Below are 13,047 nucleotides of genomic sequence, written 5' to 3'. Positions count from 1 at the left end.
GGCTTCGTCTCCCTGCGCGCCACGTCCACCGACACCGTGGGCAACACCGTCCGCCAGACCATCCACCACGCCTACGCGATCGGATGACCCTCACCCAGGGGTGGCTTCTCCAAAGGCGCGAGGCACATTCGCCCTGGTGAAGCCGTCCTGTCACCACCGGAAGTGGGCCAGAGCCGTCAGCGCTGGACAGGCCCGCGATGAACTGCCGCCGGGAAGGAGCACCCGGCGGCAGTGGCGGCGGTGGCGGCGGTGGCGGGTCAGGTGGCGCTGATGCGGTGGGTGCCGTTGGTGAAGTACGGCAGGAGCTGGGCGTGGTGCGCGGTGAGCGCGTCAGGGTGCACCAGCCAGTACGAATACGCCTCGGCGTACAGCTCATAGCCGAACCTGTCGATCGAGCGCCAGTGGGTTGTCGAATAGTTCGTCAGGTCGTAGCCGATGTTCTGCTGGTTGACGTACCTGACGAAGTTCTGCTCGCGTCCCGTGCGGCCGCCCTGCCACGTTTTGTGAAGCGCCTCCCATGCGTTCTGCCGGAGCCGGACGTCGGCCCAGCGAAGGAGCTCTTCACGGTAGGGCTGCCAGATGACGTCCTGGCTGAGGTTCGCCGCGTCGCGCTTGAGCTCCTGGTAGGAGTCGTCGGTGTAGGGTCCGCCGGAGAGCATCTTCGCCGCGTACGTGTAGGCGTCGGTGATGGCTCTGAAGTCCGCCTGGATGTCCTTGACGGTCTTCGCCGCGATATCGCCCTTGCCGGGGTCGTCGAGCATCGCGGTGACCTGGCCGGCCAGGACGGCCAGCTTGCCCTTGCGGGCCGCGCAGTCGGCGATCAGCTTCTTGACCTCGGGCTCCTTGTGCAGGGCGGCGTTGTAGGTGCCGGAGGCGAGCAGGCTGAGCTTGTTCAGCTCGCTGAAGTCGCGGTGGTGCAGCCGCAGGGCCTCGTCGAGCACGTCCTGCGTCACCGGCGTGTGGTCCTGGACGGTGCCGGGGTGCAGGCCGTTCACGGTCACCGTCGTGTTCCGCCAGGCGTCGATGCGGTGGGGCGCGCTTTCGACCGCGTGGCCGATCTCGTGCAGCAGGACGCGTACGCTCGGCGGCAGGCGCCGCTCATAGGTGCCGACGAAGCCGCGGGCGTCCTTGTCGAAGGCCGCGGTCGCCACCTTGACCGTGCCCGTCGAGGCGATGTGCGCGGCGAAAGTGTGCTCGAACAGCGCCAGCGTGTAGCCGTTGTGCCCGTCGCCCGACAGCCCCGCGACGCGGGCGAACTCGACGCCGCGCACGGCCTCACGGTCCGCCTCGGGCACCAGGCTCAGCGCGCACTTGACCTTGGTCAGCTCGACGTCCGTCCAGTTGCCGCTGAACCGGACGCCGTAGGTCCCGCCGAGCTCCTGTTTGAGGGTCGCGGCGTCGGCGGTCGCGGCGCCGTAAGGCAGGCCACGGCCCAGGAAGACGGCGGTGCCGTCGACGTTCATGCCGCCCTGCGCGGCGGCGGTGTAGCGGAAGACGACCTGGCCGTGACGTCCCTCCCCGAACGTCACGATCTGGTGGTACGTCTTACCGGCCATCCCGGCATAGCAGGAGTTGTCGGCGAGCAGCCAGCGCAGCGCGAGGAGTTCCGCCTCGGTCGCGTCCGCCACCCTGGTGGTGTCGACATTCACGGCCTGGACGAAGCTGTCCTCGATCCGGGCGGCGACGATCTGGGCGGTCAGCTGTGCCGGCGGCACGGGCTGTGGCAGGGCGGCGACCTCGTGGCCGACCGAGTACCGGGAGATTTTCATGATCAGCTCCTCTTCTTGTCATCGGGGTGGCGGGGAAGCTCGGCCGGCGGCAGCGGGGGCGAAGACCTCCCCCAGGGCTCGCCTGGACCCGGGTCTCCTCTGTTACGAAGATCGCGCCCAATCCGTCGTCGCCTCGCTCTGGTCGGCTGTGTCAGGACGCCCCGCCCTATCTCTGAGGCCGGTGAGCGCGCCCTGATACAGTCCGCGGAAGAAGGGCGCCGTTGAGAACTATGCGATGGGCCGCCAAACCGGATCTGGGCTGTGGTTTCTTCGACATTCTCGGCCACAGCGACGCGTGCGCTCTTGCCGAGTGGTACGGCGAGGGACCGCCACGGACGTGCCTCCAACTTGATTGACCGGCGACAGCAGTGAGGTGGATGTTCGGCGAATGAGGTGGTACGCGGCCGGGATGTGCAAGCCGAGCCGTCATCAGGGCGGTTCAAGAGGTGCTTTCCGAACCGCTTGATCGGCTTCCACGTATCTTCATTGACCCCGGTCGTCGTTGGTCAGGGTGAGGGCGATCATCCTGTGGTTGCGGCTGCGGCTGCGGCTGGACCGGCACAGCTACCGGTGGGCTCCTGACCAGCCGGCCGCCTCCGCCGTCCAGCATCTGAGTGTGGTGTCATCGTGGTACACGTTCATGATCGAGCAAGGGGCATGCCGAGCCAACCCCGCCGGCCAGGTGCGGAATCTGCTGGGGCGCGACCGGAGCGAGGGGCCGTTGACCTTGTGGACCGGTGAGCAGCCGCCCCGGCCGCATCCCTTCCAGGAACTCGGCGCCGATCTGTCGGCCGCTTTGCGCGCGTATCTCACGCTGCGGGTCGAGCGGGTGGGCCGGCCTGTCGTGCTGCTGTCCGGTCCGTTGCTGGCCGTGCCCGTATCCAGGCAGTCGCCACGTGATCGGGTGATGTCCTGCGCACGCATCGGCCAGATGGTGCGCACCGCGCTGGAGCGTGGCGGCATCGCCCTGCCGGAGCGGGTGAGAGTGATACTCACTCCTACGGCGAGCCCGGAGTGCTGTGTCGGGTCGGACCGAGGCGCCCTGCCGTGATTGCTCCCGGTGGTTTCCCCGGCCGGCCCGCCGCGCCCGGCGTGCGCGTCTCCACACGCCGGGCGCTCCACGTACCTTGCCCGCTGGTCAGCCGCCCAAGGGGCTACCGGTATCGGAGTCCATGGAGTCGCGATGTTGTCACCGCGATAGCGGTAGCGCTTCACCGAGCAGTAGATGTGCCGGCGAGGCAAGTCGGTGGTGAGCGATTCTCCAGCCGATGCCAGTCACGCCGCCGCGCGTAAGGGCCGAGGACTCGCGTGTGAGTCTCCGAGCGCACTCGCTCGCGCAGCCCGGGGAACCGTCTGTCCAACCAGGGGCCGAGGAGCTGATCGACCCAGGAGAGCTGAGCGGCGACGTCGGCGGCCCCGAGATCCCGACACGGCTCCGCCATGTCGGGGAGGACAGGCCCGCTCACCCGGCATGATTCCTCGTGGGCCGGCCAGCACCAGGAGCTCTGCTCGCACGGTTGAACCATGCCGTCGGCAACCTCGTTCAGCCACGTGTCGTCTTCCGTCACCGTCGCCATGAGCACGGCTCGGGTCAGGCGGTTCTGAGGGGCGAACCCCCGGGCTTCGTAGTCGGTGCGGTCGCCGTCGTGGAAGAAGCGGGCATACGGGGAGGCCAGAGGTTGCGGCCATGGTGTACCTACTTCGGCCTCGGCTTCCACGGAGGCCTGCAGAGCCTGGCCGCGGTGCTGCCTGATCGTGTCCCATACGCCGGCCTGGGCAGGCGGTGCCGGCAAGGCCGCATCCGGCGGCAGGAGGAGGCGGGCGAGTTCCTCACCGGCAGCCGCAGGTCCCCAGCGTCGGAGCAGTGGGCCAGACGGGTGGTCCGCCATGCGTTCACCGGAGCTGTTCGTGATGGTGACCATCTCCCTCATCCCTTCGAGACCTCCCTCGGGCGGTGTAGCCGTAGGGACTCGTGCTCGGCGGCGGCCTGGGTCAGGTCGCCGCCGAGTTGTGGGCGACGAGATGTGGCGGTAGCCGAGGCTGTGGACGTGGTCCCGGCCACGTCGCGGTGCAGCCAGGCCGGCGCTTGCCCATGCCGGGCGGTCGGAGAGACCGGCAGGTCCGTTGTACAGAGCCACTGGTTTCCCCGACCCGGTGACGGACAAGGGTGGTGGCCTTGGCCACGACATCCTTCAGCGTGGAGGTGCACCCGCCAGCGCGTGGGTCAGAGCGCGGTGATGTTCCACTGCAGGTTAGGACTCCAATCGAGCCTCCAGAGCTTCACCTTGGAGCCGATGGTGGTGTCGCCGCCGCTGTCCAAGGCAGTGCCGGTGCCGCGATTGATGATCTGGTAGCGGCCGTTTCCGGCGTCGTTGAACCGCCACTGCTGGTTGTCGCCGCCGTTCCAGGCGGCCAGCTTGCAGTGGACGCCGTTGGCCAAGTCCCCCCAGCTGTCGGCGACCATGCCGTTGGCGCGGTTGACCAGACGGAACCACCCGCCCCCAAGTCCTCCGATCGCCACTGCAGGTTCGGGCTGCCGTCCCAGTTCCACTGCTTGAGCGCGGAGCCGGGAACGACGTTCCCACCGCTGCCCAGGACGAGCCCGGTGGCGACGTTCGTGATCTGTACCCAGCCGGACGGGACGGGGATCGCACTCAGTGCGGGGATCTCGCCGTTGAAGGTCAGCTTGACCGGGTAGGCCGGGGCGCTGAACGGGGCATCGGACGACGGCATCGTGATGTGCAGGCCCGAACCGTCCTGGCTATGGCCGGGCAAGGTGATGTATTGGCCGGTGGAGGGGCCGAGCAACTGCACCGAGGCCAGGTTGTCCAGGCTGATCCGGTCGGCGGCCAGCGTCGTGATGTGCAGCGTGCTCCCCGGCCAGCCGAGCACGGTGGCGTACAGCACGGTCTTGTCCTTGCTACGGGTGAAACGGATGTCGGTTTTGGTTCCTGCCCGGGGCTCGACGAAGTCGCCGCCGCCCATGTGGGTGGGGCCTTCCCCGTAGGTCTCCCAGGCCCGGGTGTCGTAGACGGACTCGCCGAAGCGCTTGAGGTAGTCACCGATGCCCAGAAGGATCGACCGCTGTCCGTCGGGGATGGTGCCGTCGGCCGTCGGGGCGATGTTCAAGAGCATGGTGCCGTTCTTGCTGACCCGGTCGATCAGGGCGTGCAGCATGGTGCTGAGCGAGTAGTAGCCGATCCCGACCGTGTAGGACCAGCTGGAGCTGGAGATGCTGTCGTCGGTCAGCCAGTAGGGCGTCTGGATGATCGCCGGCCCGCCGCGCTCGAAGTCGAAGACCTCGCCCTCGGTGGTGAACCCGTCCTTGTAGGTGACGACCACCTCCTTGTCCCAGGCGACCGCCTGGTTGTAGTAGTACGCCAGGAAATCGAGACGTTGGGCCTCAGGGACCCGCTTGAGGTCGAAGTCCTGCCAGATGATGTCCGGCTGGTAGCCGTCAATGACCTCCTTGAGCTTGTCGAACCACAGCTGAAACTCGGCATCCGGGTCAAGCTGGCCGTACAGCTTCTTCAATGAGGCCGAGGACTGTGCGGGCGCCCATTCGTAGAAGCCGGTGAAGTTGTAGGCGTGGTGCAGGGCTGCCAGGAGTTTCAGGCCCTTGGCCCGGATGGCGTCGGCGTGCAACCGCATCAGGTCGAGCCCCGGCCCGGTCGCGACCGAGTTCCACTCGTTGACCCGGCTGTCCCACATGGAGTATCCATCGTGGTGCTCGGCCACCGGCCCGGCGAAGCGGGCTCCGGCGTCGACGAACAGCTGAGCCCATTCGTCGGGGTCGAAGTTCCCCCCGGCCGACTTCAGCCTCGGCGCGAACTCGACCCAGTTGCCGGCCTTGTCATGAGCACCATGGATGAAGTTGTGGTACGGCCACGCCGCGGGATCGCCATAGACCTCCTTGTGGTGATTGTTCTCATCACAGCCGCTGTTGTACATGTTGCGGGGATACCACTCCGTGCCGAAGGCCGGAACGGTGAACACCCCCCAGTGGAAGTAGATGCCGAACTTGGCGTCCTGGAACCACTCCGGGGCTGGAGGATGCAGGTCGACCGACGGCCAGCTCGGGGTGTAGCTTTGCGGCCCCGGCGAAAATGACGACATAAGGACCTCACAACAGGGGGATGGGACGTCTCGTCATCGTCTCCGTTGCGGAGACACGACACGCAGATGATCAGGAGTGCCGTCTTGGAAATGCAGGCAGGCGTTTCGCCGGTCATGCCCTCGTCAGCCTGATCACGTTCCAGGAGACCGGGGGCAGCACGATCCGGAGCGGATCGCTGCGGTGGTTCGTGTTGGGGCGGGGGGCGACCTGATCGGGGTCGTCGGCGGTGTTGCGGGCGTAGACGTCCTGGTGCGTGAGCGTGGTCGCCTCGGCGATCCGCGCGGGCCCGAGCGCCCGCGCGTCGAGCTCCAGCTCCACCGGCTCGTGCACCGACCTGTTCACCACGAACAGCGTCGTGTCCGCCTCGTCGCGGGTCGCGACCGCGTGCAGCACGGGCACCTCGCCGAACTCGGCCGTCTCGTAGGCCGGGCACACCGGCTCGACCCGTATGACGTCACCCTTGGCATGCCGTGCCGCCTGCGCGAACGGGTGGGAGATCGCCTGCCGCCACGCCCGGCCGTCCGGCTCGGTCATGATGGGCGCGATCACGTTCACGAGCTGCGCCAGGCAGGCCGCGGCGACCCGGTCGCTGTGACGCAGCAGCGTGATGAGCAGACCGCCGAAGGCCACGGCGTCGGCGAGATGGTACTGGTCTTCGATGAGTCGCGGTGCGATCGGCCAGCCCTGGAGGGGGGCGGACGCCTCCCAGCGACTCGCGTACCAGATGTTCCACTCGTCGAAGGAGATGGAGATCGTCTTGCGGGAGCCGAGCCTGGCCCCCACCTGGTCGGCCGTGGCGACGACGGTGGAGATGAAGTGCTCCATGTCGGTCGCGCAGGCCAGGAACGTGCCGAGGTCGCCGTCCTTCTCCTCGTAGTAGGCGTGGCAGGAGATGTGGTCGACCAGGTCGTAGGTCTCCTCCAGGACGGTCGTCTCCCAGGCCCCGAAGGTGGGACATCGAGGAGTTGGAACTGCCGCAGGCCACCAGGTCGAGACCGGGGTCGACCATGCGCATGGCCCGTGCGGTCTCGGCGGCGAGGCGGCCGTACTCGCGGGCGGTCTTGTGCCCGATCTGCCAGGGTCCGTCCATCTCGTTGCCCAGGCACCACATGCGGATGTCGTGCGGCTCCTTGGCGCCGTTGGCGATCCGCAGGTCCGACAGGGCGGTGCCGGACGGGATGTTGCAGTATTCGAGCAGGTCCACCGCCTCCTGGATGCCGCGGGTGCCGAGGTTGACCGCCATGATCGGCTCCAGGTCGGCCGCGCGGCTCCACCGGACGAACTCGTCGAGCCCGACCTCGTTGGTTTCGGTGGTGCGCCAGGCCAGGTCGAGCCTGCGGGGGCGGCGTTCGCGCGGGCCGACGCCGTCCTCCCAGCGGTAGCCGGAGACGAAGTTCCCGCCGGGGTAGCGCACGGCGGTCACGCCGAGCTCCCGGGTGAGCCCGAGCACGTCGCCGCGGAACCCTTCCGCGTCCGCTGTGGGATGGCCGGGCTCGTAGATGCCGGTGTAGACGCAGCGGCCGAGGTGTTCGACGAAGTGCCGAAGGTGCGCCGCCGGACGGAGGCCACGCGCAGGGCGGGATCGAGGGTGAGGGGCGCCGTGTGCACGTTGCACTCCAGGGATCAGGGCGGGCTTACGGTCAAGATGCGGCGTATCGGAGGACGCGGACCTGGCGCGGGGCGACGGACGCGTCCGGAGCCAGAGAAGGGCCATGGAGGGGCCGGCCGGAGAGCGCGGACAGATCGATGTGGTCGTCGGTGCGGTTGATCAGGAACCAGTAGTCGTGCGTCCCGTCGGTGCGTACGGCCTGGTCGACCAGGCCGCGGAGCTCGGGCGGCAGGTCGGAGCCGACGCCGGAGGTCTCCAGCAGGTCAGGGAGGAGCACGGCCAGACCGTCGGGGCCGAGCCGGGTGGAGACGTAGGCGGCTGAGCCCGCACCGGCGTGGCGCAGCGTGACGGCGGGACGCCCGGCATGATCGCCGGTCTTGTAGGTGGACACCACCTCGACCGCGGAGCCGGTCACGTCGATCCGGTCGGTCCACACGGTGCCGGTGACACCGAGGTCGAGGTCCACCGCGTCGCCGTCCAGCAAGGGGCCGAACTCCTCGATGCGGATGCCGAGCAGGTCGCGCAGCGCCCCCGGGTACCCGCCGAGCCGGACATGGACGTTCTCGTCCACGATGCCGGAGAAGTAGGTGGTGACCAGGTGACCGCCGGCCGCCACGTAGTCCTCCAGCCGCTTGGCGAGCCGGTCGGGCACGACGTGCAGGACAGGCGCCACGAGCAGTCGGTAACCGGTGAAGTCGGCGTCCAGGCCGACGACGTCGGCGCGGATCCCCGCATCGAGGAGCGCGCTGTACCAGTCAAGGGCCTCCTGCCGGTAACGCAGCCGTGAGGTGGGGTGGGAGTCGAGCTCGCTGGCCCACCACGACTCCCAGTCGAAGACGATCGCCACGGGGGCGGGCTTGCGCCGGGTGCCCGCGATCGGCGCGAGCGCGGCGAGCGTCGCGCCGAGATCGGCGACCGCCCGGAACACCTCGCTGTCCTCGCCGGCGTGCGGCACCATCGCCGAGTGGTACTTCTCCGCACCGCCCGCCGACTGCCGCCACTGGAAGAAGCAGACGGCGTCGGCGCCGTAGGCGACGTGGGTGAGGGAGTCGCGGGCCAGCGCGCCGGACCGTTTGGCGAGGTTGACGGGCTGCCAGTTGACGGCGCTGGTGGAGTGCTCCATCAGGTACCAGGGCCTGCCGCCGGCCAGGGAGCCGGTGAGGTTGGCCGAGAACGACAGCTCATCCCGGGCCTGCGGGCCGCTGTCCACGTAGTGGTCGTTGGAGACGAAGTCGACCTCGGCCGCCCAGTCGGCGAAGTTCATGCCCTTGGTCTCACCCATGATCATGAAGTTGGTGGTGACCGGGACGCCGGGCGTCAGCTCGCGCAGCAGGTCGCGTTCGGCGCGCAGATGGTCCTTGAGCGCGTCGGAGGAGAAGCGCTTGAAGTCGAGCTGCTGGGTGGGGTTGAGGTAGGTGGCGGCCAGGCGCGGCGGCAGGATCTGCGACCAGTCGCTGTAGTGCTGGGACCAGAACGTGGTGGCCCAGGCGCGGTTCAGCTCCTCCAGCGTTCCGTACCGGGTGCGCAGCCAGTCGCGGAAGGCGGCAGCGGCGTCGTCGGAGTAGTCGTAGATGTTGTGGCAGCCCAGCTCGTTGCTGACGTGCCAGGCGGCCAGCGCCGGGTGGCGGCCGTACCGCTCGGCCATGGCGCGGGTCAGGCGCAGCGCGTGCTCGCGGAAGATCGGTGAGGTGGGGCGCCAGTGCTGGCGCCCGCCGGGCCACAGCGTGCGCCCTTCCTGGTCGACGGGCAGGATCTCCGGGTACGCGGCGGTCAGCCACGGTGGCGGCGAGGCCGTCGCCGTGGCCAGATCGACCGCGATGCCGTGGGCGTGCAGCAGGCCCATCGCCTCGTCCAGCCAGGCGAAGTCCCACACGTCCGCGCTCGGCTGGATCCGCGCCCAGGAGAAGATCGCGAGAGAGACGATGTTCACCCCGGCCGCCCGCATCGCGCGCATGTCCTCGTCCCAGACCTCGCGCGGCCACTGCTCGGGGTTGTAGTCAGCGCCGTACGCCAGCCGGGGGCGTGCGGGGTCCGACGGCCAGCGCAGCCACCGGGGGGTGGGGTCAACTGTCACAAATGGCTCCTGTTCTCAGCAACGATCTCGATTGCGCGTGCCGCCGGGGGCGGTGGCGCAGGTTCAGCCCTTGATGCCGGAGAGCAGCACGCCCCGGACGATCCAGCGCTGGGCGATGAGGAACAGCGCGACCAGGGGCAGGATGGCCACCAGTGCGCCAGCGAACAGCGCCGGCAGGTTGACGGCCTGCTGGTTGAGGTTCGTGGACAGCGCGACCTGCACGGTCCAGAACTCCGGGTCCTGGCCGATGACGAGCGGCCACAGGAACGCGTTCCACTGCTCGATGAACGCCAGGATGCCGAGCGAGGCGAACAAAGCCCCTGAGTTCGGCAGCGCCAGCCGCCGGTAGAGACCCAGGTAGCCGAGGCCGTCCACCCGTCCCGCGTCCTCCAGCTCGCGCGGGAAGCGCAGGTAGAACCCGCGGAACAGCAGCACCGAGAAGGCGCTGAACAGGCCGGGCAGGATCAGGCCCCACATCGTGTTCACCCCGCCCATCGCCCCGACCACGACGAACGTCGGGATGAACGTGGCCGCGCCGGGCACCATCATCGTGGCGATGATGAAGTAGAACACCGGCTTGGAGGCACGGACGGGGACGCGGGCCAGGCCGTATCCGGCCATCGAGGCCAGCAGCGTGGACACCGGCGCCGAGATCGTCGCGATCAGCATCGAGTTCCCCAACGCGTGCGCCAAGGGCACGGCGTCGTTGCCGAAGGCGTCGGCGAACCCCTGGAAGCTGATGTGCTCCGGCCACCAGGTCCACTCCAGAGATCCCAGCTCGCGCTTGGTCATGAGCGCGTTGCGCAGCAGCAGGTAGAACGGCAGCAGGAACGGCACCGCGAACACGATCACCGCCACGTACGAGCCCAGGTGCCGTTTCCTCATCGGCTTTCCTCCTCGGCCGAGCTGCCGAACCCCGCGAAGCGGCCCTGCAGCAGCGTGAACGCCACGATCAGGATGGTGATCACGAACGCGCCCGCCGCCCCTGCGCCGTAGTTCTGCTGGCCGAGCGCGGTCTGGAACAGGTAGATCAGCGGCGTGCGGCCGTCCGCGCCGCTCAGCCCCGACAGGTTGGAGGCCAGGATGTTGTAGAACTCGTCGAACGCCTGGAACGCGTTGATGATCAGCAGCAGGGTGACCGCCACCGACGTGTTGCGCAGCATCGGCCAGGTGATGTGCCAGAACAACTGCCGCTCGGAGTGCGCGCCGTCCACGCGGGCGGCCTCGTACAGCTCCGCGGGGATCTGCTGGATGCCGGCCAGGAACAGGATCATGTAGAAGCCGGTCTGCAGCCACAGCCGTACGGTGACCAGCACGATCCAGTAGAGCGGCGGGTCCACGGTGGCCACCCAGCCGATCGCGTCCTCGTGCCCCAGCAGGTAGGCGATGCTGTTGGCGACGCCGGAGGGCGTGCCGCTGAACAGGCTCATCTTCCACACCAGCGCGCCCACCACGTACGACACCGCCGCCGGGATGAAGAACGTGGTGCGGAAGAACGCGCGCCCGCCCCGCAGCCGGTTGACCAGCACCGCCAGGCCCAGAGCCAGCGCGAACGTGACCGGCACGATGAACAGCGTGAACAGCACGATCGTCACCAGCGACCGGGTGAAGGCCGGGTCCGACAGCAGCTGCCGGTAGTTGTCCAGGCCGTTCCAGCTGTCCAGGGCGATCGTGCCGCGCGCGTCGTTGAAGCTGAGCAGCAGGCCCCAGCCGATGGCGACGTACTTGAACAGGAAGAGCCCGGCCACCATCGGCAGGGTGAGCAGGATGAACGCGCGCCAGGCCGGCCACCGGGCGGCCCACCGGCCGGGCGCCCGGTGCGCCTTCTGCGACCGGCGGGTGGGGTGTGCGGCGGTCGTCGTCACAGGACGGGCACCTTGTCGAGGATGGCCTGGGAGCGCTTGGCCGCGGCGGCCAGCGTCTTCGCCGGGTCGGCGCCCTTCTTGACGATGGCGGTGGCCGCGTCGACGTACGGCTGGCTGACCTCGGTGGTCCACAGTGCCGGCTGTTTGAGTCCGTGGGCGGCCACCGCGTCCATGACGGTCTTGGCCGGGCCGCTGCTCAGCTTGCCGGCCTTGGCGGCGGTGCTGGTGCGGGGCGGGATGTGGAAGCCGTAGCCGAGGTTCCAGTCGGTCTGCGCGGTGGCGTTCTCCACCCACAGCCAGCGCACGTACTTCTTGGCCGCCTCCAGGTTCTTGCTCTTGCCGTTGACGACCTGCACCCAGCCGCCCATCTCCACCACTTCCTGGCCGCCGGGGCCGAACGCGGGCAGCGGGAAGGCGTCGACGTCGTCGCCCAGCTCTGCGGTCATGCCCGGCACCGCCCACATGCCGATCCACTGCATGGCTGCCGCTCCGCTGATCAACGCGCCTGGGTCCCACCAGTCGGTCGAGTAGCCCTGCAGGGTGGCCTTGCTGTCGTACAGTCCCTTCAGTGCGGCCAGCGCCTCGACGACCTTGGGGTCGTCATAGGCGATCGTCCGATCGTCGATCAACATGTTGCCGTTCGACCAGGGCACCAGCTTGTTCATCGGACCGATGCCGTCGTTCCCGATGAACAGCCCCTTCTGCTTGCCGGCGGTGAGCTTCTTGGCCGCCTCGACCAGCTCGGGGAACGACGTCGGGATCGCCACTCCCGCCTTCTGCAGCAGGGACTTGCGGTAGAACAGCAGCATCGGGTCGATGATCATCGGCACCGCGTAGACCTTGCCGCCCCACGTGTACGGCGCCAGCACCTTCTCGCTGAAGTCGGCCTTCTCCGCCCCCAGCACGTCGTCCAGCGGCGTGACCTGGCCGGCTTTGACCATGTTGGGGCTGACGTCGTTGACCTCGTAGACGTCGGGGCCGTCGGCGGTCAGCACGGCGGCGGTCCACTTGGTGCCGTAGTCACCCGGGATCCAGGACACCTTGACCGCGATGTCGGGGTTGGCCTTGGTGAAGTCGGCCGCGTACCGCATCGCCGCCTGCTGGGTGCCCTCCTCGCCGTACTCGTGGTACCAGTGATTCAGCGTGACCTTGGGAGCGCCCGCGGCGGGCGCCGAGGACTTGGTCTTGGCCAGCGGGTCGCCGCCGCACGCGGAGACGGCCACGCCGGCGGCGAAGAGCACGGACCCCTTGATGAGTCCGCGGCGCGAGAGTGATCTGTCCATCGGGGCCACCTTTTCTGGGGGGCGAAGTTCTGTGCTTGGCTGCGCGACGGTTCTTGCGTGCCGCCATGTGCCGGCGGGGTGATGGCTTCTGCGTGCGCGATGGTGACGTGAACATGCGGGACATGCGCGCGTCTCAGTTGACGGTCGCCGGGGTCCGGGTCGGCTGCGAGCGACAGCCATGCCGTGGATGTTTACGTAAACTTCCGTTGCGGTATGGTGGCACCCATCACATCAGAGGGTCAAGAGCCTCGATCGCCGAGCTTCGGCCGGCGGAGGCGAGCGGATCAGGCGGGAGCGGACACGACGATGGACCGTGACGATCTTGACCAG

General features: G+C 68.6%; 7 protein-coding genes and 2 pseudogenes. 1 reads left to right on the top strand and 8 read right to left on the bottom strand.

The features are described 5' to 3' along the window. Nucleotides 1-257: 257 nt before the first annotated feature. Entirely contained in the window at nucleotides 258-1,769 is a 1,512-nt protein-coding gene (locus tag AB0H75_RS43880) for a hypothetical protein (protein ID WP_367806772.1), read from the bottom strand. Between the two features lie 532 nt (nucleotides 1,770-2,301). On the opposite strand from AB0H75_RS43880, the gene AB0H75_RS43875 reads away from it, so the two are divergent. Further along, nucleotides 2,302-2,820 (top strand): hypothetical protein, encoded by a 519-nt coding sequence (locus tag AB0H75_RS43875; RefSeq protein ID WP_367806770.1) that lies wholly within the window; start codon nucleotides 2,302-2,304, stop codon nucleotides 2,818-2,820. Nucleotides 2,821-3,993: 1,173 nt separating this feature from the next. On the opposite strand, the gene AB0H75_RS43870 is transcribed toward AB0H75_RS43875, so the two are convergent. The 7 genes and pseudogenes from AB0H75_RS43870 to AB0H75_RS43840 form a co-directional block, all read right to left on the bottom strand. Further along, the gene (locus tag AB0H75_RS43870; protein ID WP_367806768.1) at nucleotides 3,994-4,233 is read right to left on the bottom strand and encodes an RICIN domain-containing protein; all 240 of its coding nucleotides are present in this window, start codon (nucleotides 4,231-4,233) and stop codon (nucleotides 3,994-3,996) included. A 35-nt stretch (nucleotides 4,234-4,268) separates the two neighbouring features. Then, a pseudogene (locus AB0H75_RS43865) lies at nucleotides 4,269-5,885 on the bottom strand (alpha-L-fucosidase); the annotation flags it as partial. A 112-nt stretch (nucleotides 5,886-5,997) separates the two neighbouring features. After that, nucleotides 5,998-7,494: pseudogene (locus tag AB0H75_RS43860) on the bottom strand (alpha-N-arabinofuranosidase). A gap of 32 nt (nucleotides 7,495-7,526) precedes the next feature. Continuing rightward, nucleotides 7,527-9,569, bottom strand: a complete 2,043-nt coding sequence (locus AB0H75_RS43855; RefSeq protein ID WP_367806766.1) for a beta-galactosidase — start codon at nucleotides 9,567-9,569, stop codon at nucleotides 7,527-7,529. Nucleotides 9,570-9,632: 63 nt separating this feature from the next. After that, nucleotides 9,633-10,454, bottom strand: coding sequence for a carbohydrate ABC transporter permease (locus AB0H75_RS43850; protein WP_367806764.1), 822 nt, complete (start codon nucleotides 10,452-10,454; stop codon nucleotides 9,633-9,635). Then, on the bottom strand, nucleotides 10,451-11,434 hold the full coding sequence (locus AB0H75_RS43845) for a carbohydrate ABC transporter permease (RefSeq protein ID WP_367806762.1): 984 nt from the start codon (nucleotides 11,432-11,434) through the stop codon (nucleotides 10,451-10,453). The genes AB0H75_RS43850 and AB0H75_RS43845 overlap by 4 nt, the downstream gene beginning before the upstream one ends. After that, the gene (locus AB0H75_RS43840; protein WP_367806760.1) at nucleotides 11,431-12,717 is read right to left on the bottom strand and encodes an ABC transporter substrate-binding protein; all 1,287 of its coding nucleotides are present in this window, start codon (nucleotides 12,715-12,717) and stop codon (nucleotides 11,431-11,433) included. Before AB0H75_RS43840 ends, AB0H75_RS43845 begins: the two co-directional genes overlap by 4 nt. Between the last annotated feature and the right edge of the window lie 330 nt (nucleotides 12,718-13,047).

The organism is Nonomuraea sp. NPDC050783, from assembly GCF_040802095.1.
Lineage (GTDB): Bacteria > Actinomycetota > Actinomycetes > Streptosporangiales > Streptosporangiaceae > Nonomuraea.
The sequence above is the reverse complement of the archived record's forward strand: the minus strand, read 5'-3'. Positions and strand labels throughout refer to the sequence as shown.

Bases quoted from the DNA above. Each gene is read 5' to 3' on its own strand.
- AB0H75_RS43880 (WP_367806772.1), bottom strand. From the start codon at position 1,769: ATGAAAATCTCCCGGTACTCGGTCGGCCACGAGGTCGCCGCCCTGCCA.
- AB0H75_RS43870 (WP_367806768.1), bottom strand. From the start codon at position 4,233: ATGGTCGCCGACAGCTGGGGGGACTTGGCCAACGGCGTCCACTGCAAG.
- AB0H75_RS43850 (WP_367806764.1), bottom strand. From the start codon at position 10,454: ATGAGGAAACGGCACCTGGGCTCGTACGTGGCGGTGATCGTGTTCGCG.
- AB0H75_RS43840 (WP_367806760.1), bottom strand. From the start codon at position 12,717: ATGGACAGATCACTCTCGCGCCGCGGACTCATCAAGGGGTCCGTGCTC.